The following is a 19539-nucleotide window of genomic DNA, read 5'->3' as shown; positions in this document are numbered from 1 at the left end:
ATTTGGTTAATATTGGTTTTAATTGTTATTCGTTCTTTATCATTATATGATTTTTTTGTTTTTCTTGGGTAAGGTTTAAGCTGAAGCAAATTTTGCTGATGACATCTTCGAGTGGTTCGTCGTAGCGGATAATGCCTGTGAATGCCGATTCGTGGTTAATCATTTTGTCCAGTACGATGTTCGTGTCATATATCTGATTGATTGTTTTGATAAGCTGTTGCAGAGGGACATCCTTGAAATGGAATTTTCCGTCTTTCCAGTTTACATGGATGATATTTCTTATTTCAGTTTGTGCATTGGTCGGGTTATAGACCATTTTTTGCATTGGTTTCATCACTGTCTTCTTTCCGGTAGACTCTACATTGAATTCAATCTTGCCATGAAACAGTGTGATTTCGTTTTTTTCGGCATTGGACTGTTTGACGAGGAAACAAGTACCTTTTACTTCTATGAAAGCCTTGTTTATATAAACTTGAAAAGTACTTTTTTCATGTTTATACACTTCAAATAGCGAATTGCCTTTCAACCACACTTTTCTGTTCTGATTGAATACTTTGGCATATCGAATGGAACTTCCGCTTTCCATCCATACTTTGGTACTATCCGGCAAAACATGAACTTGACTCTCTTGAGCTGTGATTTCGATGAATTCTTTTCCGGATTTATCTCCTTGAGAACTTAACCATAATCCTCCGACGGCTAACAAAAGAGTGACGGAAGCTGCGATGAAGTACCATTTTTGTTCCACGAAATTTTTATTTTGTTTCTTGTGGATGCTTTTCGCTTTTACTTTTTTCCATATTTGCTCTTTTATTGCCATGTCAACCATTCTGTTTCCGGACTCATCCCATTGCTTTTTTATTTCTGTATTTACAAAATCCAGGTCCGCGATATCTTTGCGTTGGCTTTTTGTCAGTCTACCTGTCAGTAAAATCTTGATTATGCTCTTTTTATCCATTCTTTGTATATTGTTCATTTAAACTTCTTTTTTTAGTCTCTATATATAAATACACATAACTCGTTCAAAGCCCCACATCCACATTAAAAAAAATCATTTTTTTAATGTGGATTGTAACTGTTCGGTCATTCCCTGTTTTTTGCCTAAAATAAATACTTAAAAAAATGTAGCAGTTTATTATTTTTTCCTTACTTTTGTGATATAATTAAACACAAATGGAAGAGAAGCTGGTTATAGACAGACTGAAAGGTGGCGATGCGGAAGCGTTTACTATCTTGTATAATCGTTATTGGCTAAAAGTTTATAACTTTGCGCAACTTTACATTATATCTTCCTCCGAATTGTCGGAAGTGGTTCAAGATGTGTTTTTGAAAGTCTGGGAGTCGAAAGAAATACTGGATGCTGATAAGAATTTTGATGGATTTCTTTTTATGATAACCCGAAACATCATATTCAATTATTCGCGTAGATATTTCATTGATTTGAATTTTAGGATGACGGCTCTGAGGGGAATTGAAGAATCATACGAAATAGAAGAAGAACTGGATGCTGTCGATTTGAAAAATTATATTGATAGTTTGGTTGCGCAGCTTCCTCCCAAGAGACAACAGATCTTCAAAATGAGTCGTGAGGAACATCTGTCGTGTAAAGAAATTGCTGAACGTTGTGGAGTAGGGGAAAAAGCAGTGGAACGGCAGATCACTTTAGCCTTGAAATTTCTAAAAGATAATCTGCCGTTGTTTATGCTATTTGTTCGTGTTGTCTAGCGGAAACAGTTATTTGGCTTTCCGGAAGAATGGATTTTTACTGATTTTGATATCCGATGATTTCATCTTTTCAAATTTGACAATACGTCCTAATACATCACCCTCTATTTTATTGTTTGAGATAACGACGGACTTGCAGGCTTCCAACGTGATACCTTCTTTGCGGTAGTGATAGGGCTGATAGGTTGTGTTGCGTATTAACGTATTGTTCGAAAATGTTAAACCATCTACCGAGCGGGCATAAATAATCGGGTAATCAAAAAGATGGAATGTGTTGTCTACAATCCGGATATTGCGGTGATACGGGTACTTTTGTTCCGGGGTAGGAATTTCGGGATCAATGCTGATTACCGCTTCGCAGAACTGGTAAAGTGATGAGTTGCAGGGGTAACGGAATTCGTTGTTGCGTATTAATACATCTTTCACAGCTCCTGATTCATACCAGGCGTTAGCGTCTCCGGCAATCAGAATGGCGGAACCGCTCGATTCGAAAACATTGTTCTCTATGACGACTTTTCCCGGAGTGGATACGAGCAAGCCGCGTGCACGGCAACTTCCAAAATGGCAGTTACGTATTTCCGCATCGGGAGTACAGGTCAGATTCTCTATTACATATCCTACTTCAACTCCGGTGGGGAGGGGCTTGGATAATTCAATGATAAATTCGGCTTTGTTTAATGCTGTAAACTTTTTCATTTTGTTGGTAGCTACTGTACGCATTGTATTATGTTCGATGAAACCGATTATTTCATCCGGGCGTCCCCATTCCATACCTTCACTCATATCTTGCATGAATTTGCATTTGATGCGGGTAGGAGAGAGGACTTCCATAATGCGCGAACAAGTTCCGTGAATGTTGATGGGGTCGTCCATGAGTCCTGTCCAACAACAATTCTCTATTTTAAGCAAACCGCTGCATCCCATAAAGTGGAAGCCGTCATCGTGTCCGCTCAATACGCGTCCTTTAGAGGCGTTTGGGATGATATGGACATCATTGAATGAAATGTTTTTACTATATTGCGACAGAATGCCAAGCCCGCACGTGTGGAACAGTTTCAGATTTTCCATCTTTGTGTCTGTACTGTGGTAGATGAAGATTCCGGCATGATCGCGGGTACTATGTCTCAATACGAGGATAGTGCCCGGTGCGGGATAGAACTTGTTCGCTTCTCTTTTAGGGTCAGACAGGCGGACACGTCCGGGACTTACTTCTATCGCGTCATAGCTGCGCCATCCTAGATTGTCACCTGTATTGGGCAAAACGAAATGGGTCTTGGGATCAAATTGCATAATGGACCATACGCCGCTTTTCCATCCTTCGCCGACGAAGGTCAGTCTCTTGTTTTCGATGATGTAGGGATATTGGCAGGCGTTGATCTCAATCTCCATATAGTCGGGGGTAGATTCGATGACAGCGCCTTGTGCGGTTAAAGGAATGTCCCAGTCTATGGTGAAATTCTTCAGTGTTATGTTTTGGCAGTGATCTAAAGTGAATGGCTGCATCCGTCCGTGCATGATAAATTCCGAGTTGTTTCCGTCAATGGTGAGATCATTGATCTCCTTTAGCAGTACAGCAAGGATTTTAGGATTTACGTCATACGTATTAGTTTCATGATATTCTTTTTCTGTGGCGTGTTGTGACCAGAAATCATACCTCCCTTTCGGAAATAGGAGCGTAGAACCCGGATTTTCTTTGCAGGCTTTGATTGCTTTTTGTATAAAGGGTACTGCATTGATACGACTGTCCGGTTTTAAGCCGAAATCGGCAACAGAGATAGTTTTATTTGCAGAAACGCTGACTGTGCAAATTAGAAAGATAGCCAGTAAGCCTGTTTTTAATGTTAAAGGTGTTTTCATGTTTTTGATATTGAATATGTGATGGCTTTATAATAAATACTGTTTGTGTGCTTGTAACCCTATTTTTCCCCTGTAAAAAAAGGTTTTTTTAATATTTGCAGTCTTTCCAAGCCCCTCTGGTAAAATCCGGTATCTCCATCGGCATACTTTTGTTTAGTACTGATTTTTCACTTAACTCTGTAATACATGACCATTCGGCAGCGTCATAAACGTCCATGTCCAGTGGCAAGCCATTGCGCAGACAATAGATAAGCCGATAGTCCATAACATAATTCATTTCATTGGGTAATCCTTTGCGATGCGCTTCTTCTCCGATAGTTGCGCTGAATGGGTGTTTGTAGCGTGCTAATGTTTTCTCCAACATTTCTCCTTGAAGGGGAGTGTCGCCGTTAGGTTCCAGTGCGATGCGAGGAACCGGGTATTTCTGGGCAAAGCCCATTGTGCCGCATACTGTTTGCAGACGGCTATACGGGCGAGGTGTGGATACATCATATTGAAGCATGATTGTTTTTCCTTTGACTGTATGGATAAGAGTCGTATTGACATCTCCTAAGAGGTATTTCTGATTGGCTTCCGGTGAATATTCGCCGAACATTCTGCGTGCGTACTCACTCATACCTGCTTGATGAGTGGACATGGAAACAAGATATTCCATTCTGTCGCTGCGGTGAATGTCAAGTATCTGGCAGGCGGGACCCAAACCATGCGTGGGGTAGGGGTTGCCGGTATGTTCGATGCTGTATTTTTTTCCCCAGTGATTGTGATAACCGCCTTCGCTCTCTTCGGCGAAATACATTGAGCGCAGGTCGTGAATATAGGCTCCTTCCACATGCATGATTTCCCCCAGCACTCCCCGACGTGCCATATTGAGTGTGGTCAATGCAAACGGATCGTAGCAGCAGTTCTCCAACATGATGCAGTGGCGTCTTGTCTTTTCCGCAGTGTCTACTAACTGCCAACATTCTTCTACACTCATAGCTGCCGGAACCTCAATCGCTACATGTTTGCCGCATTCCATCGCAAAAATCGCCATAGGAGTATGCATTAGCCAGTCCGTGCAAATAAAGACTAAATCTAATCCGTTCGATTCACACATCTTTTTCCATCCTTCAGTGCCGGTGTATCCGGCTGCTTCGGGACGATTGGCTTCCTTTAATAGATAACGGGCTTTTTCCAAGTTTCCTTCCCTGATTTCGCAAAGAGCATTGATTTCGGCTCCTTCAATTTGCAGATAACGCTTAAGAGTGAGTAATCCCCGATTACCCAATCCGATAATACCAATGTGGACCGTAGGAATAGGATCGTGTGCCAATCGGAGTACGTGTGATCGTGTTGAAGAATCTTTCATAATCTTAGTGGTCTAAAGTATATAAAAAAAGAGAATCCAATTTCTCAGATTCTCTTTAGAGAGCGGAAGACGGGGCTCAAACCCGCGACCCTCAGCTTGGAAGGCTAATGCTCTATCAACTGAGCTACTTCCGCAATTTTTGTGGGCAAAGATGGATTCGAACCACCGAAGGCGTAAGCCAGCAGATTTACAGTCTGCCCCATTTGGCCACTCTGGTATTTGCCCTTTATTTTGCTCTTGAGGAGGTTTGTTTCTCAATTGCGGTGCAAAGATACAACTATTTATTTAAACTCCAAACAAAATCAATCATTTTTATTGCAGTAATTGCACATTCGTCTCCTTTGTTACCCAGCTTACCACCGGCACGATCCTCTGCTTGCTCCATTGTATTGGTGGTAATTAATCCGTAAATTACTGGTATATCGCCAGTTGCGTTTAACTCGGTAATTCCTTGAGTGGCTCCCATGCAAACGTAATCAAAATGCGGAGTATCTCCTTTAATTACGCAACCTATTGCGATTATTGCGTCAATATCACAATTTTCCATCATTTGATTAGCGCCAAAGGTAAGTTCGAAACTTCCGGGTACGGTTTTTACCAGAATATTTTCATCTTTGGCTCCATGTTTTTTTAATGTATCGACCGCTCCTTTCAGTAAAGCACCTGTAATATTGAAGTTCCATTCAGATACAACAATGCCGAATTTCATATTTTCTGCATTCGGAACGGAGTTGAAATCGTATTCGGATAAATTATGGTAAGCTGTTGCCATAGTAAGTAGTAATTTGAATTTTGGGGATTGACTTTTAAACGTAAATAACGCAGATAATGCGGATTTGTTCATTTTGAAATTCGCGTTATCTGCGTTATCCGCGTCTAAAAAGTATAATATACTTAGTTATATATAATAAGGTATTTAGAGCCTTATTATTTTTTCATCAATTTAGCTTGTTCGATGTATTTGTCGATGTCCATTGCTTGGTAAGACTGGAAATATTTATCCTTAATCTTAGTATAAGCGTTTACTGCATCGTCATATTTTCCTTGTTTTACCAGGATTTCTCCGGCTTGCAACAGGAAGATCGGGCTCAGTGTATTGTTGTCGGCTTTGTCTGCTGCCGACAGCAGAGTAGAAGCCGCTTTATCCAATTGTCCAAGTTGTGCATAGCAGTTGCCGGCAGCACCCAAGATTGCCGGAGCAACCATCTGGTCGCTTCCATCGAAGCTATCCAGCATCTTTACTGCATCTTCATATTTACCGAGTTGTGCGTAGCAGATACCTGCGTATGCTTTTGCCAAGTTAGCGGCTTTTGTTCCACTGTAGTCATCCGCTACTTTCAGGAAACCGGCATAACCTATACTGTCACCGTTCAGAGCCTGCTCAAAAGCGTCCTGCTCAAAGTATTCCTGTCCTTTGAAAAGAGCAGCTTGTGCTTTTTCTTCACGAGGTTCAGCATAGAGGTTTTTGTACATGATAAAACCTGCTACAATAATAATCACAGCAACAACACCGCCGATGATTGCGTTTTTGTACTTGATAAGAAACGCTTCCGATTGTGTCAGTGCATCTTCTACGTTCAGATGTTCATTCTGATTTTTTTGTTCTGCCATTTTTATATGATTCTTTTTGTTATTATTCACTGTTTGATATTTCGACTCGCAAAATTAGTTTTTTTATATCTACAAATGAAATTTAGAGCCATCTTTTTTTATTTTACCTCCGAAAACCACGAAAATCTTGCTACTTTTGTGAACAAATTAACGTGTAAACAATGATACTGAAACGAATATCCATATTGAATTATAAGAATCTGGAAGAGGTGGAGCTGGGATTCTCCGCTAAACTGAACTGTTTTTTCGGACAGAATGGAATGGGAAAGACCAACTTGTTGGATGCGGTGTACTTTTTATCTTTCTGTAAGAGCTCCGGTAATCCGATTGATTCTCAGAATATTCGTCATGAACAGGACTTCTTTGTTATTCAAGGTTTCTATGAGGCGGAGGATGGAACTCCCGAAGAGATTTATTGTGGAATGAAACGCCGTTCGAAGAAACAATTCAAAAGGAATAAGAAAGAATACAGCCGTTTTTCGGACCACATCGGTTTCCTGCCTCTGGTCATGGTGTCGCCTGCCGACTCAGAACTGATTGCCGGTGGAAGTGATGAACGCCGACGGTTTATGGATGTGGTGATTTCCCAGTATGATAAGGAATACCTGGATGCATTGATCCGTTATAATAAAGCATTGACGCAGCGCAACACTTTGCTGAAAAGCGAACTGCCGGTGGAAGAAGAACTCTTTCTGGTGTGGGAGGAGACGATGGCACAGGCCGGTGAGGTTGTATTCAAGAAGCGTGAGGCGTTTATCAAAGAGTTTATTCCTATATTCCAGTCTTTTTATTCGTTCATTTCTCAAGATAAGGAACAGGTTGGACTGTCTTACGATTCCCATGCGCGGGAGGCTTCTTTGTTGGAAGTATTGAAGCAAAGCCGGGAACGGGATAAGATTATGGGCTTCTCTTTGCGGGGAATTCATAAGGATGAACTGAATATGCTTTTAGGGGAGTTTCCGATCAAGAAAGAAGGTTCGCAAGGACAGAATAAGACGTATCTGGTCGCTTTGAAACTGGCGCAATTTGATTTTTTGAAACGTACCGGAAGGACCGTTCCTCTATTATTGCTGGATGATATCTTTGATAAGCTGGACGCTTCACGTGTGGAGCAGATAGTGAAGTTGGTTGCCGGAGATAATTTCGGGCAGATCTTTATTACGGATACGAATCGGGAACATCTGGATCGCATTTTGTATAAAGTGGGCAGTGACTATAAAATGTTTTTTGTTGAAAAAGGAATCATTCGCGAAATGGAGGCTGAACAATGAAACGTAATGACGCTGAACAGATAGGGAAACTGATACAGCAATTTCTTCGTCAGGAGAGTTTGGAGTCTCCGTTGAATGAACAAAGATTGTTGGATGCCTGGCCTAAAATCTTGGGACCTGCGGCAACTTATACCAGCAATCTTTATATCCGTAATCAGACTTTGTATGTGCATCTCACTTCTGCAGCTCTTCGGCAGGAGTTGATGATGGGGCGTGAAATGCTGATACGTGCGCTTAACACGAAAGTGGGGGCTACCGTTATTACAAATATTATTTTTCGTTGATGGTTATAATTATATCCATGCGGATGTCGAAAGATTCCGCAGGAACTTCTTCTACTAATTGGAACGGAAAACAGATACCTGCTTTGTAGGCTGATGGTATGCGTGGTAAAAGCCGGTCGTAATATCCTTTTCCCCGTCCCAGACGGTTTCCTTTCAGGTCGAAAGCTACTCCGGGAACAGCGATAAAGTCTATGGTCGCATAATCGGTAAATAATTCTCCCGTCGGTTCTTCTATGCCATAGCTTCCGGTTGCCATGTCTTCGGGACCGGTGTATATCCGTAATTCTAAATCATCGTCTACCACTACCGGGAGTAGAATACGTTTCTTTTTGCTCCATTTTTGTACAAATGTATGTGTATCTACTTCATCCTTCAATGAATAGTAAAGTAAAACGGTGCTTGCCGCCCTAAAAGCCGGATGGGCTTCGAGGGCGGCAAGTATTTGGGTTGATAGCGACTTCCGCAACACTGAATTATAATGTGTCTTCAGTGTTGCTATATGCTTACGCAGTTCCTTTTTTCTTTCCATCTTTATTGGTCGGTTCTTCCTCTTCTACAGCTATCGGTACTTTTGGAAAGGCTTCTCCTTTTTCGAGTATTTCAATACCTTTGTTGACAGTGGCGTCACTCTTGTTAAAATACTGAAGATAAGCCTCCAACCCTAGCATATTGTAGATGATGTTGCCATAAATGTTTTTTTCTAACAGCTTATACGACTTTTGGATCAGGATATTTCTTCTTTTCACTCCCTTACTGTCAGCAAAGCGGACAAACTGTTCTACCAGTCCTTGACGGCGGAGATAATTCAACAGTTCTTCTTCCGTCTCGTACTCGCTGAGCTTTTTCCGGTTATTGTCGGTATATTGGAAAGTAAATTGGATAGTCAGTCCGCGACCGATAACCGTAGAAAGGTAAGAAGTGACTCCCGTAGTATCTTGCGGTACGAATATATCCGGCATGATACCGCCACCGCCATATACGGTACGTCCCAGACTGGTATTATAGCGTTCTTTTTCATTCTGCTTGATACTGTCGCGTGAGAAAAATTCTCCATGCTCATAACGGTTGTATAAATCCAGTTCGTAGTTCCGGTCTTTGCCACTTTCGTATGGGCGTTGGATACAACGTCCGGACGGAGTGTAATAGCGGGCAATCGTCAGACGGATAGCGGAACCGTCACTGAAGTCGATAGGTTGCTGTACAAGTCCCTTGCCGAACGAGCGTCGTCCGATAACTGTTCCCCGATCGTTGTCCTGAATAGCTCCGGTGAAGATCTCGCTGGCAGAAGCGGAACCTTCGTCAATGAGTACGACAAGCGGCATTTTCTGGCAACTGCCTGTGCCGTTAGCAAATTCTTCTGCACGGGGATATTTACGGCCTTGCGTATATACTATCAGTTTCCCTTCCGGCAAGAATTCGTTTACCATGCGGATAGCTGCTTCCATGTATCCTCCGGTGTTACCACGCAGGTCGATAATCAGCCCCTTGCATTTTTTATGGTTCAACTGTGCCAATGCGTTGAGCAGCTCTACATGAGTGGTACGTCCGAACTTGCTCACTTTTATGTAGCCGATATCATCGTTCACCATATAAGCGGCGTCTACAGTATTTTGAGGAATATCTCCACGTGTGATATTGAAGTTCAACAGTTCTTTTTCTCCCATGCGTTTGATTCCTAATTTCACTTGAGAACCTTTCGGCCCTTTCAAGGTACGCATGGCCCGTTCATTGGTTACTTTCTTGCCGACAAATAAACTGTCGTCCACAGTGACGATACGGTCGCCTGCCATCAGTCCCACTTTTTCAGAAGGACCTCCCTGAATGACTGCATTCACATGAATAGTGTCATTTTGTATGGTGAACTGAATACCGATTCCACTGAAACTGCCTTCCAACTCCGAATTGACTTCTTCGAGGTTCTGTGCCGGGATATAAGTTGAGTGCGGGTCAAGTTCGGCAAGAATCTGCGGCATAGCTTTTTCTACGAGGTCGGTCATGTTTACAGTGTCTACATATTGGTCATCTACGATTCGCAATAGTGCGTTCAGCTTGTTGGAGGAACCATTGATGATACCCAAACGGTTACCGGCGAAATGTTTGGCATAAAATGTGCCGATAAGAATCCCGATTACCACGCTGATTGCTATGATGACAGGTGTAAAACGTGAAGAGCTTTTTGTACTCATGTCTATTCCTTTTTTAAAACGTTCGTCTTATTTATTCATCTTATTATTTGTCCGAAGCAGGCTTTTCATCCGGTTCTGCATAGATAACTTCGATTCCTGCCCGCTTTAATAACTCTATTCCATCTTCCAGGCGATAATGCTCCGAGTAAACCACCCGTTTGATACCTGCCTGTATGATTAATTTGGCACATTCGATGCAGGGAGAAGCGGTGACATACATCGTTGCACCGTCACTGCTGTTGTTTGAACGTGCTATTTTGGTGATCGCATTTGCTTCCGCATGCAGAACGTACGGCTTTGTCACGTTGTTTTCATCTTCACATACATTCTCAAAACCGGAAGGCGTTCCATTATATCCGTCGGAGATAATCATTTTATCCTTGACGATTAAAGCTCCTACTTTGCGGCGTTGGCAATAGGAGTTCTCCGCCCATATGCTAGCCATACGTATATAACGTTTGTCAAGTTCTGATTGTTTCTTCTCTGTGTCCATATTGTGTGTCGGATTAGTTACTGATTAACAACGTAAAAGACCATTCGAAAGGTCTGCTGACTTCCGGTAGGCTTATACAAAAGGTATAAATTTTTGCTGTCCCCTTCGTAAGATGTCGCATTCTTGAGACCTTCCAGAAAATTTTTGGCAAGTTTATCACCTCCGTCCTTTCCTTCCGTGATATTGGCTTTGAATTTATTGTCTTTGCCGTTTGCACTCCAGGTTCCGGCAAGGGGATACGAAGTGATAACGCTTCCTCTTATGTTTCCTCTAATCAGATCATCTTCAGTTGTACCCTCAAATATAACATTGTATGTGCCATTTTTTTTAAGTTCATCCATACTTTTCTTCTTTTCCGCTTCATTTTCCCAAAAGCCGAACATCTCGTGCCCTCCATCAACAGTGATATAGTTTAGCTTCCAAGTCTTTCCTGTGAATATGGCGGCTACATCATCCGAATCATTACATCCTGAAAATAAAGGAAGTAATAATAATAGTCCTATTATTTGAAATATATTCTTTTTCATAGTTAATACTTATTTCTTTATTCCATTTCTGATTAGCAACGCGTCAATAGACGGTTCTTGTCCTCTGAAACGTTTGTAAAGTACCATCGGGTGCTCCGTTCCTCCTTTCGATAGAATGTTGTAACGGAACGAATCGGCAACTTCGCGATTGAATATTCCTTTCTGCTTAAACAGGGAGAATGCATCTGCATCCAACACTTCCGCCCATTTATAACTGTAATATCCTGCGGCATAGCCACCGGCGAAGATATGAGAAAATTGTGTACTCATGCAAGCTTCTTCGATGACCGGCAATATCTGCGCCTTTTTCCAGGCTTCCTGCTCGTAGGCTTTCACATCCCCTTCAAAGGCTGTATTGCGGGTATACCATGCCATATCGAGCAGACCGAAACTTACCTGTCGCAAACAAGCGTATGCTACATTAAAATTTGAAGCGTCTACCAATCGTTTTATTAAATCATCAGGCAGGGCTTCACCTGTCTGATAATGGCGGGCGAATGTATTTAGGAAGTCCTTTTCTATGGCAAAATTCTCCATGATTTGTGAAGGCAATTCCACGAAGTCCCAATATACATTGGTTCCGCTCAAACTCTTATAGGTAGAGTTGGCAAACATACCGTGCAGGCTATGCCCGAACTCATGAAGGAATGTCTCTACTTCATTGAAAGTCAGCAGGGCAGGCTTGTTTTCGGTCGGTTTGGTGAAGTTCATAACAACGGATACGTGCGGACGGCTGTTTTCACCGGTTTGCTTATCTATCCATTGATCTTTGTAGCTGGTCATCCAAGCTCCGGCACGTTTTCCTAGACGCGGATGGAAGTCAGTATACAGGACAGCCAGGAATTTCCCGTCTTTATCGAATACTTCAAAAGCCTCTACATCTTTATGGTAGACAGGAATCTCCGTGTTTTTGCGGAAAGTTATTCCATATAACCTTTCTGCAAGTCCGAATACTCCTTTCTTTACCTGTTCGAGTTCGAAGTAGGGGCGAAGCATTTCTTCGTTGATATTGAATTTCTTATCTTTCAGCTTGTTGGAGTAATAACTCCAGTCCCACGGCATTAAGACAAAATCCTCTCCTTGCTCTTTACGTGCCAACTCCTGTACCTCTTTGTATTCCTGTTGTGCGGTAGGTGTGTATGCTTCCAACAGTTGGTTAAGCAGCTTGTATACAGACTCGCTGTTTTCGGCCATCCGTTTTACGAGCGTATATTCCGCATAATCCTTGTAACCTAGCAATTGCGCTATTTTCATGCGCGTATTTGCTATTTTTTTTACGATCTCGATATTGTTGAATTCGTTGTCATGCGTACATTTTGTATTGTACGCCATGTATAACCTCTGCCGTAAATCACGGTTGTCGGCATAGGTCATAAAAGGAACATAACTTGGCGCGTGAAGGGTAAATGCCCATCCTTCTTTATCTTCGCTTTTCGCTGTTTCGGCAGCTGCTTCCACAATAATTTCGGGAAGTCCGGCAAGACTTTCTTTTTTCGTCAACAGCATTTGGTAGCGATTTGTTTCTTTTAAGTTGTTCTCACTGAAAGTCAGTGTCAACTTACTTAACTCGGTGGTTAACCGACGGTATTCTTCACGTGCTTCTCCTTCCAGATTAGCACCGTGACGGACGAAGCTGTTATAGGCATTTTCCAACAACTTACTTTCTTCCGGATTGAGCTGTAAGTTTTCTTTTTGGTTGTATACCTCTTTTACACGTGCAAAGAGTTTTTCGTTCAGCGTGATATTGTTACTATGCTCGCTGAGTAGCGGCATTATTTTTTGCGCCAATGCTTGCAGGTCATCGTTGGTTTCCGCACTGAGCATATTGCCGAACACGGCGGTAACTCTGTCCAGTAACTCTCCAGATTGTTCGAAAGCTTCTATTGTATTTCGGAAGTCTGCTTTTTCCGGGTTATGTATGATAGCATTTATTTCTGCATTTTGTTGCTTGATTCCTTCAAGAATAGCAGGTTCATAGTGCTCGGTTTTTATACGGTCAAAAGGCACGGTTTCGTGCGGTGTCAAGTACTGCCCGAAGAAAGGATTCTGGGCATTTATTATATTACTCATGCTGCAAATTAGTATCAATGTTATTAATAATCTTTCCATAAGAACACAAAACTACTAAAATTGTAGCTTACTATGCGGATAAAAGCTTGCTTTTTAACAATATATAAAATGAATACAAAAAAACCGCTACGGTTATCCGCAGCGGTTTCTTATATGTTAATCTTCTAATTAAGCGTTAACTGATGCCATGTGAGCGATCAAGTCAAGAACTTTGTTAGAGTAACCGATTTCGTTGTCATACCAAGATACAACTTTAACGAATGTGTCAGTCAAAGCGATACCTGCTTTAGCATCGAAGATAGAAGTACGAGTGTCACCCAAGAAGTCAGAAGAAACAACTGCATCTTCAGTGTAACCCAGGATACCCTTCAATTCGCCTTCAGAAGCTTCTTTCATTGCAGCGCAGATTTCAGCGTAAGTAGCCGGTTTAGCCAAGTTAACTGTCAAGTCAACTACAGATACGTCCAAAGTCGGAACACGCATAGACATACCAGTCAATTTGCCGTTCAATGCAGGGATAACTTTACCTACAGCTTTAGCAGCACCGGTAGAAGAAGGGATGATGTTACCAGAAGCAGCACGACCACCTCTCCAGTCTTTCATAGAAGGACCGTCAACTGTTTTCTGAGTAGCAGTTGTAGAGTGAACTGTAGTCATCAAACCGTCAAGGATACCGAACTTGTCGTTCAATACTTTAGCGATAGGAGCCAAGCAGTTAGTAGTACAAGAAGCGTTAGATACGAATTGAGTACCTTTAACGTATGTTTTTTCGTTTACACCGCAAACGAACATCGGAGTGTCATCTTTAGAAGGAGCTGACATTACAACATATTTTGCACCAGCTTCGATATGAGCCTGAGCTTTGTCTTTGCTCAAGAACAAACCTGTAGATTCTACAACGTATTCAGCTTCTACTTCATTCCATTTCAAGTCAGCCGGATTTCTTTCAGCTGTGATACGGATAGCTTGACCGTTAACGATCAATTTGCTGTTTTCAACATCTGCTTCGATAGTACCGTCGAATTGACCGTGCATTGTGTCATACTTCAACATGTAAGCCAAGTAATCAACCGGGCAAAGGTCATTGATACCTACGATTTGAATATCGTTTCTCTTCATTGCAGCGCGGAAAACGAAACGTCCGATACGTCCGAATCCATTAATACCTACTTTAATCATTTTGTTTAAACTTTTAAGGGTTTTATAATATTTGTTCAAATATCTCTCGGTCTCCGCATTTGTTTTATTTTTCAAATGCGGTGCAAAATTACAAAAATGTTTTTATATTCGCATATTAAATTCACATTAAATATTGAAAAAAGATGGGAAAGAGTACATTTTTACAGGACTTTAAGGCGTTTGCAATGAAAGGAAACGTCATTGACATGGCTGTCGGTGTGGTTATTGGTGGGGCGTTCGGCAAGATCGTATCATCGCTGGTTGCTAATGTAATTATGCCTCCGATCGGCTTGCTGGTTGGCGGTGTGAACTTTACGGATTTGAAATGGGTAATGAAGGCGGCTGAGATTGGAGCCGACGGCAAAGAGATTGCGCCTGCGGTATCATTGGATTACGGTCAGTTCTTGCAGGCTACCTTTGACTTTCTGATTATTGCCTTTTCTATATTCTTATTTATACGCCTGATTACGAAACTGACGGCAAAGAAAAAAGAGGAAGCGCCTGCCGCACCTCCTGCTCCTCCTGCACCTACGAAAGAAGAGGTACTGTTGACGGAAATTCGTGACTTGCTGAAAGAGAAGAGAGATTAATTCCGATAAAATAATAGGAGGAGGTTCCGGGCATTATCCTGTGAATCTCCTTTTATTTTTCTCCTTATTATTAATAATAGATTGCGTACTTTTTTCTACTTTTGCAAATCATTTATTTAAAATCCAACCATTTATATGCAGGAAAAAATAATAATTCTTGATTTCGGTTCACAAACAACACAGCTTATAGGCCGTCGTGTGCGCGAATTGGATACATATTGCGAAATCATTCCTTACAACAAATTTCCAAAAGATGATTCAACAATTAAAGGGGTAATCCTTTCGGGCAGTCCTTTTTCGGTTTACGATAAAGATGCGTTTAAAGTCGATTTGAGTGAGATTCGCGGTAAATATCCGATATTGGGTATCTGTTATGGTGCGCAGTATCTGTCGTATACCAATGGTGGAAAAGTGGAACCGGCAGGTACACGTGAATACGGACGTGCTCATTTGGCTTCTTTCTGCAAAGATAATGTGCTGCTGAAAGGAGTGCGTGACGGCTCGCAAGTATGGATGAGCCACGGTGATACGATTACCGCTATTCCTGACAATTTCAAAAAGATCGCTTCGACGGATAAAGTAGAGATTGCGGCTTATCAGATAGAGGGTGAGCAGGTATGGGGCGTACAGTTCCATCCGGAGGTGTTTCATAGTGAAGACGGTACGCAGATATTGAAGAATTTTGTGGTGGATGTCTGCGGTTGCAAGCAAGACTGGTCACCGGCCTCTTTCATTGAAAGTACTGTAGCTGAATTGAAAGCCCAGTTGGGAGATGATAAGGTTGTGCTCGGTTTGAGCGGTGGTGTAGATTCTTCTGTTGCTGCCGTGTTGTTGAATAAGGCTATTGGCAAGAACCTGACTTGTATTTTCGTAGATCATGGCATGCTGCGTAAGAATGAGTTCAAGAATGTGATGAAAGATTACGAATGTCTCGGACTGAACGTGATTGGTGTAGATGCCAGCGAAAAATTCTTCTCGGAACTGGCGGGCGTGACTGAGCCGGAAGGTAAACGTAAGATTATAGGTAAGGGTTTTATCGATGTATTCGATGTGGAGGCTCATAAGATAAAGGATGTAAAATGGCTGGCTCAGGGAACAATCTATCCGGACTGCATCGAGTCGTTATCCATTACAGGTACGGTGATTAAAAGCCACCATAATGTAGGCGGACTTCCTGAAAAGATGAATCTGAAACTTTGCGAGCCGCTTCGCTTGTTGTTCAAGGATGAAGTTCGTCGTGTGGGGCGTGAATTGGGTATGCCGGAGCATCTGATTACCCGCCATCCGTTCCCCGGACCGGGCTTGGCTGTACGTATTTTGGGCGATATTACCCGTGAGAAAGTACGTATCTTACAAGATGCGGATGATATTTTTATTCAAGGATTGCGTGATTGGGGACTGTACGATAAAGTATGGCAGGCGGGAGTTATTCTGTTGCCGGTGCAGTCTGTCGGTGTCATGGGTGATGAGCGTACATATGAACGTGCTGTTGCATTGCGTGCTGTGACCTCAACCGATGCTATGACTGCCGATTGGGCACATTTGCCATATGAATTTATGGGTAAAGTATCAAATGATATTATTAATAAGGTGAAAGGCGTGAATCGCGTAACCTATGATATTAGTTCTAAACCGCCAGCTACCATAGAGTGGGAGTGACAAATTATTCCTAGTTATATATCAAAACTCACCACAGATTACACAGATTTCCACAGATTTTTTATTAAAACGAGCTTTTAATGTTAATCTGTGGAAATCTGTGTAATCTGTGGTGAAAAATTTAGCAATAGTCGAATTGTTTCGTTTATTGCAGAGCCACTTCTAATCGTTCACTAACTTCACTGCGTCCGGGATTAGGATCTCTTTCCGGCGTAATTCAAGCACACCGTTGTCTTGCAGTTCATTAAGAGCTTTGGACGTATTCAGCCGGGTGTCATCCAGATAACGGGCAAGGTCGTCCATCTTTACCTTGAATATTTTTTCTCCCTGTGTTTTTTCGCAATGTAGCAGGAAGAAACGAATGATTTTATTTTTCAAGTCCTGAGCCGGTTCCTCCCATAAACGGGAATAGAGATTTTGTGCCCGATTGCTGACAATATTCATGTAGTTAAGTCGGAAAATATCATATTTGAACAGGTCGCTGAGCACAAAGGCTTTGCTGATACTTACAGTATGCGCTTCTGTATGTGCTATGTAAGAAGAGGTGTAATGGGTGCTCATTCCGAACAGTGACTGCGGCTCTATTAAATAAGGTGCTTCCATCTGTTCAATAACTGTGTATATATTTTGGGGGGAATTTGTGACGATTGAAACTTCTCCTTTCAATAGAAAACAAAGTTGTGTGCAAGCACTTCCATTTTCAATGATGGTCTCCCCCGCTTTATGTTTAATAAAGTGTAGCTTTACTTTTTCCAGAATACTGGTAAAATCTTCATTACAAAGACCTTGAAATAAAGGCAATTGGAGCAAAGTGTCGAACATTGTTTCCATACGTCGTAATTTCTTGTTAATCGTACAAATTTACTCATAATACGATACTGCTGTCAACATCTGACCTCTCTTTTTGTTTTTTTTATTGTTTGAATGCATAAAAATAGAGTATATTTGCAGAAAAAAAGGAGGAAATTATGTTCACAGGCTTTAATTGGCAGCAGATGGTCAGTGCGTTTATCGTACTTTTTGCCGTAATAGATATTATCGGCTCTATACCTATTATTATTAACCTGAAAGAAAGAGGCAAAGATGTAAATGCGATGAAAGCTACTGTCATCTCTTTCGTCTTGTTAATCGGGTTCTTCTATGCGGGTGATATGATGTTGAAGCTTTTTCATGTGGATATTGAGTCATTTGCGGTTGCAGGTGCATTTGTTATTTTTCTCATGTCTTTGGAGATGATTCTGGATATTGAGATTTTTAAGAATCAGGGTCCTATCAAAGAGGCTACTTTGGTTCCGCTTGTTTTTCCTCTGCTTGCGGGCGCTGGAGCTTTCACGACGTTGCTTTCTCTCCGTGCTGAATATGCAAGCATTAATATTATTATAGCTTTGGTGCTGAATATGATCTGGGTATATTTCGTGGTGAGTATGACCGGACGTGTTGAGCGTTTTCTCGGCAAAGGTGGTATCTATATTATTCGTAAGTTCTTTGGTATCATTCTATTGGCTATTTCCGTCAGATTGTTCACCGCCAATATAACATTGTTGATTGAGGCATTGCAGAATCATTGATGTCACTAAACGATTAAAAAAAATCATCTCTCATATCTCTCATAAAATAATGATAAGCTATTGATAATTAGTTGTTTGTTTTATGAGAGATACTTTAATGTATCTGTATCTCTCATACTCTATGTCGTTATCTCTCATTCTTTTCTCTGCTATCTCTCATACACGATTTGTATTATCCTTTCTATCTTAAATTAAAGGCTGTTTATGTGTCGGATTACCGCATTTTTTAAGCGATTTAGCCTTTATTCTCCGTTTTCTAATAGACATATCAACCATTTCACTCCAGTGAATAGTTCTTTGCATTGAAGTGAACGGATCTATTCACTCTAGTGAGCAGATCTGTTCACTAGAGTGGAACGGTTGGGATATCTTATTGGAAATCGGACTTTAGTATTTGAACAACAGGAGTTTAAATGTTTGTTTATCTCTAAAATACAGTTTGTTGTTTTAAGGAATGCTGTTCGATGGAAAGAGAAAGGGGAGATTGCCAGTCATTTGGATTATAAGAGATTATAGAACAAAGATGAGTACAGGATTTAAAAATAAAAAGCTTTTTTATTTTAGTTTTTATCTATAATTTGTACTTTTGGCTCCAAACGAATGGGCTGATGAAGATGCATGAAAAGAATTTGAAGATAACAATAGAGGAGTTCGATAAGATATATAGTAAATATTATTCCCAACTCTTCTACTATGCCTATGGTTTCGTGGAGGATTCGGAGACTTGTCGTGATATTGTATCGGATGTTTTTGGACAGGCGTGGGAAAATATAGAGCGTTTGGAGAGAGCTACAATTGGGAGTTACTTGTATTCGTGCGTGCGAAATAAATGTATAGACTATTTGCGGCATGATCAAGCGGCTCGCCAGTATGTGGAATATTTGCAGGATGTTGTGGAAGATGATGAGGGAATGACTCCGGAAGAATATGAAGAACGGCTCAGAATCGTGAAACAGATTATATCGGAACTACCGCCTCGGACACGATTTGTTTTAGAACAATGTTATTTCAATAATAAGAAATATCAGGAGGTAGCAGAGATTCTCGATGTAACTTCCAGTGCAGTGAAAAAACATATTATGAAAGCACTTTCTATACTTCGAGAACGGTTATCTGTTATAAAATCGTAAAAATGGTACCCAAAATGGGGTTAAACCGTATTAATATAAAA

At 41.3% G+C, this 19539-nt stretch carries 19 protein-coding genes and 2 tRNA genes; 7 read left to right on the top strand and 14 right to left on the bottom strand.

Translation table 11 applies throughout. From position 1 onward, the window contains the following. Window positions 1-25: 25 nt before the first annotated feature. A complete protein-coding gene (locus GD630_RS21325) occupies window positions 26-976 on the bottom strand; it encodes a FecR family protein (protein ID WP_143865499.1) in 951 nt (316 codons plus the stop codon). Between the two features lie 197 nt (window positions 977-1173). On the opposite strand from GD630_RS21325, the gene GD630_RS10860 reads away from it, so the two are divergent. After that, on the top strand, window positions 1174-1725 hold the full coding sequence (locus tag GD630_RS10860; protein ID WP_143865497.1) for an RNA polymerase sigma-70 factor: 552 nt from the start codon (window positions 1174-1176) through the stop codon (window positions 1723-1725). 9 nt (window positions 1726-1734) lie between these two features. On the opposite strand, the gene GD630_RS10855 is transcribed toward GD630_RS10860, so the two are convergent. From GD630_RS10855 to GD630_RS10830, 6 genes are all read right to left on the bottom strand, one after another. Further along, the gene (locus tag GD630_RS10855) at window positions 1735-3582 is read right to left on the bottom strand and encodes a right-handed parallel beta-helix repeat-containing protein (RefSeq protein ID WP_143865496.1); all 1848 of its coding nucleotides are present in this window, start codon (window positions 3580-3582) and stop codon (window positions 1735-1737) included. Window positions 3583-3670: 88 nt separating this feature from the next. Further along, window positions 3671-4930, bottom strand: a complete 1260-nt coding sequence (locus tag GD630_RS10850) for a Gfo/Idh/MocA family protein (protein ID WP_143865494.1) — start codon at window positions 4928-4930, stop codon at window positions 3671-3673. 61 nt (window positions 4931-4991) lie between these two features. Continuing rightward, a tRNA-Gly gene (locus GD630_RS10845) sits at window positions 4992-5064 on the bottom strand. Window positions 5065-5072: 8 nt separating this feature from the next. Then, a tRNA-Tyr gene (locus GD630_RS10840) sits at window positions 5073-5155 on the bottom strand. A 52-nt stretch (window positions 5156-5207) separates the two neighbouring features. Further along, complete coding sequence (ribH, locus tag GD630_RS10835) at window positions 5208-5702, bottom strand: 6,7-dimethyl-8-ribityllumazine synthase (protein WP_143865492.1); 495 nt, start codon at window positions 5700-5702, stop codon at window positions 5208-5210. A 155-nt stretch (window positions 5703-5857) separates the two neighbouring features. Continuing rightward, a complete protein-coding gene (locus GD630_RS10830; RefSeq protein ID WP_007765063.1) occupies window positions 5858-6541 on the bottom strand; it encodes a tetratricopeptide repeat protein in 684 nt (227 codons plus the stop codon). A gap of 161 nt (window positions 6542-6702) precedes the next feature. Between GD630_RS10830 and recF the strand changes: the two genes are divergently transcribed. Continuing rightward, entirely contained in the window at window positions 6703-7812 is a 1110-nt protein-coding gene (gene recF / locus GD630_RS10825) for a DNA replication/repair protein RecF (protein ID WP_143865490.1), read from the top strand. Continuing rightward, on the top strand, window positions 7809-8096 hold the full coding sequence (locus GD630_RS10820) for a DUF721 domain-containing protein (RefSeq protein WP_007765066.1): 288 nt from the start codon (window positions 7809-7811) through the stop codon (window positions 8094-8096). Before recF ends, GD630_RS10820 begins: the two co-directional genes overlap by 4 nt. Here the strand turns inward: GD630_RS10820 and GD630_RS10815 are convergent. From GD630_RS10815 to gap, 6 genes are all read right to left on the bottom strand, one after another. Continuing rightward, entirely contained in the window at window positions 8083-8562 is a 480-nt protein-coding gene (locus GD630_RS10815) for a 5-formyltetrahydrofolate cyclo-ligase (RefSeq protein WP_229098918.1), read from the bottom strand. The genes GD630_RS10820 and GD630_RS10815 overlap by 14 nt on opposite strands. A 37-nt stretch (window positions 8563-8599) precedes the next feature. Beyond that, a complete protein-coding gene (locus GD630_RS10810; protein WP_143865487.1) occupies window positions 8600-10282 on the bottom strand; it encodes a S41 family peptidase in 1683 nt (560 codons plus the stop codon). Window positions 10283-10325: 43 nt separating this feature from the next. Continuing rightward, entirely contained in the window at window positions 10326-10775 is a 450-nt protein-coding gene (locus GD630_RS10805; RefSeq protein WP_143865485.1) for a dCMP deaminase family protein, read from the bottom strand. A gap of 17 nt (window positions 10776-10792) precedes the next feature. Then, on the bottom strand, window positions 10793-11302 hold the full coding sequence (locus GD630_RS10800) for a DUF4847 family protein (protein WP_143865484.1): 510 nt from the start codon (window positions 11300-11302) through the stop codon (window positions 10793-10795). Between the two features lie 9 nt (window positions 11303-11311). After that, window positions 11312-13372 (bottom strand): M3 family metallopeptidase, encoded by a 2061-nt coding sequence (locus tag GD630_RS10795; RefSeq protein WP_143865482.1) that lies wholly within the window; start codon window positions 13370-13372, stop codon window positions 11312-11314. A 168-nt stretch (window positions 13373-13540) separates the two neighbouring features. Further along, on the bottom strand, window positions 13541-14551 hold the full coding sequence (gene gap / locus GD630_RS10790; protein ID WP_007765077.1) for a type I glyceraldehyde-3-phosphate dehydrogenase: 1011 nt from the start codon (window positions 14549-14551) through the stop codon (window positions 13541-13543). 143 nt (window positions 14552-14694) lie between these two features. On the opposite strand from gap, the gene mscL reads away from it, so the two are divergent. Together mscL and guaA are read left to right on the top strand one after the other, a co-directional pair. Further along, window positions 14695-15141 carry a large-conductance mechanosensitive channel protein MscL gene (mscL, locus tag GD630_RS10785; RefSeq protein ID WP_007757250.1) on the top strand — a complete coding sequence of 149 codons (447 nt, stop codon included), beginning with the start codon at window positions 14695-14697 and terminating at the stop codon, window positions 15139-15141. A 135-nt stretch (window positions 15142-15276) separates the two neighbouring features. Further along, on the top strand, window positions 15277-16800 hold the full coding sequence (guaA, locus tag GD630_RS10780; protein WP_143865480.1) for a glutamine-hydrolyzing GMP synthase: 1524 nt from the start codon (window positions 15277-15279) through the stop codon (window positions 16798-16800). A 162-nt stretch (window positions 16801-16962) separates the two neighbouring features. Here the strand turns inward: guaA and GD630_RS10775 are convergent, their stop codons facing one another. After that, on the bottom strand, window positions 16963-17631 hold the full coding sequence (locus GD630_RS10775) for a Crp/Fnr family transcriptional regulator (protein WP_055278462.1): 669 nt from the start codon (window positions 17629-17631) through the stop codon (window positions 16963-16965). A gap of 137 nt (window positions 17632-17768) precedes the next feature. On the opposite strand from GD630_RS10775, the gene GD630_RS10770 reads away from it, so the two are divergent. Further along, complete coding sequence (locus tag GD630_RS10770; protein ID WP_143865478.1) at window positions 17769-18368, top strand: MarC family protein; 600 nt, start codon at window positions 17769-17771, stop codon at window positions 18366-18368. A 608-nt stretch (window positions 18369-18976) separates the two neighbouring features. After that, window positions 18977-19498: an RNA polymerase sigma-70 factor gene (locus GD630_RS10765; RefSeq protein ID WP_143865477.1), complete on the top strand. Its 522-nt coding sequence runs from the start codon at window positions 18977-18979 to the stop codon at window positions 19496-19498. Window positions 19499-19539 lie beyond the last annotated feature (41 nt).

It is taken from the genome of Bacteroides zhangwenhongii, from assembly GCF_009193325.2.
Classification (GTDB): Bacteria; Bacteroidota; Bacteroidia; order Bacteroidales; family Bacteroidaceae; genus Bacteroides; species Bacteroides zhangwenhongii.
This window is presented reverse-complemented; position numbering and strand designations above follow the sequence as displayed.

What these genes read in the sequence shown, in the direction of transcription:
- ribH (WP_143865492.1), bottom strand. Translation starts at nt 5,702, where the DNA reads ATGGCAACAGCTTACCATAATTTATCCGAATACGATTTCAACTCCGTT.
- mscL (WP_007757250.1), top strand. Translation starts at nt 14,695, where the DNA reads ATGGGAAAGAGTACATTTTTACAGGACTTTAAGGCGTTTGCAATGAAA.
- GD630_RS10820 (WP_007765066.1), top strand. Translation starts at nt 7,809, where the DNA reads ATGAAACGTAATGACGCTGAACAGATAGGGAAACTGATACAGCAATTT.
- GD630_RS10800 (WP_143865484.1), bottom strand. Translation starts at nt 11,302, where the DNA reads ATGAAAAAGAATATATTTCAAATAATAGGACTATTATTATTACTTCCT.
- guaA (WP_143865480.1), top strand. Translation starts at nt 15,277, where the DNA reads ATGCAGGAAAAAATAATAATTCTTGATTTCGGTTCACAAACAACACAG.
- GD630_RS10795 (WP_143865482.1), bottom strand. Translation starts at nt 13,372, where the DNA reads ATGAGTAATATAATAAATGCCCAGAATCCTTTCTTCGGGCAGTACTTG.
- GD630_RS10775 (WP_055278462.1), bottom strand. Translation starts at nt 17,631, where the DNA reads ATGGAAACAATGTTCGACACTTTGCTCCAATTGCCTTTATTTCAAGGT.
- GD630_RS21325 (WP_143865499.1), bottom strand. Translation starts at nt 976, where the DNA reads ATGAACAATATACAAAGAATGGATAAAAAGAGCATAATCAAGATTTTA.
- GD630_RS10770 (WP_143865478.1), top strand. Translation starts at nt 17,769, where the DNA reads ATGTTCACAGGCTTTAATTGGCAGCAGATGGTCAGTGCGTTTATCGTA.
- GD630_RS10830 (WP_007765063.1), bottom strand. Translation starts at nt 6,541, where the DNA reads ATGGCAGAACAAAAAAATCAGAATGAACATCTGAACGTAGAAGATGCA.
- GD630_RS10855 (WP_143865496.1), bottom strand. Translation starts at nt 3,582, where the DNA reads ATGAAAACACCTTTAACATTAAAAACAGGCTTACTGGCTATCTTTCTA.
- gap (WP_007765077.1), bottom strand. Translation starts at nt 14,551, where the DNA reads ATGATTAAAGTAGGTATTAATGGATTCGGACGTATCGGACGTTTCGTT.
- recF (WP_143865490.1), top strand. Translation starts at nt 6,703, where the DNA reads ATGATACTGAAACGAATATCCATATTGAATTATAAGAATCTGGAAGAG.
- GD630_RS10860 (WP_143865497.1), top strand. Translation starts at nt 1,174, where the DNA reads ATGGAAGAGAAGCTGGTTATAGACAGACTGAAAGGTGGCGATGCGGAA.
- GD630_RS10810 (WP_143865487.1), bottom strand. Translation starts at nt 10,282, where the DNA reads ATGAGTACAAAAAGCTCTTCACGTTTTACACCTGTCATCATAGCAATC.
- GD630_RS10850 (WP_143865494.1), bottom strand. Translation starts at nt 4,930, where the DNA reads ATGAAAGATTCTTCAACACGATCACACGTACTCCGATTGGCACACGAT.
- GD630_RS10805 (WP_143865485.1), bottom strand. Translation starts at nt 10,775, where the DNA reads ATGGACACAGAGAAGAAACAATCAGAACTTGACAAACGTTATATACGT.
- GD630_RS10765 (WP_143865477.1), top strand. Translation starts at nt 18,977, where the DNA reads ATGAAGATGCATGAAAAGAATTTGAAGATAACAATAGAGGAGTTCGAT.